Genomic DNA, 215 nt, shown 5'->3' with positions numbered 1-215 from the left:
GGAGCTGACCAGTACTAATCGGTCGAGGGCTTATCCAATTAGCAAGTTCTAAATCGCATGTTTCGTTTCGAATCTAGTTTTCAGAGAACAACAACTCTGAAATGTAAGCTATGCGTTTGGTGGCGATGGCGGAGGGGTTCCACACGTACCCATCCCGAACACGACCGTTAAGCCCTCTAGCGCCGATGGTACTTGGACCGCAGGGTCCTGGGAGA

At 51.2% G+C, this 215-nt stretch carries 1 rRNA gene; it reads left to right on the top strand.

Features of this window, described 5'->3' with window-relative positions:
- Positions 1–115: 115 nt before the first annotated feature.
- Positions 116–215: ribosomal RNA gene (gene rrf / locus WFI24_RS34460) — 5S ribosomal RNA — on the top strand; the annotation flags it as partial.

This window comes from Paenibacillus sp. USHLN196, assembly GCF_037144955.1.
Lineage (GTDB): Bacteria > Bacillota > Bacilli > Paenibacillales > Paenibacillaceae > Paenibacillus > Paenibacillus xylanexedens_C.
Note: the sequence above shows the minus strand (reverse complement) of the source record. Positions and strands in the feature narration are given on the sequence as shown.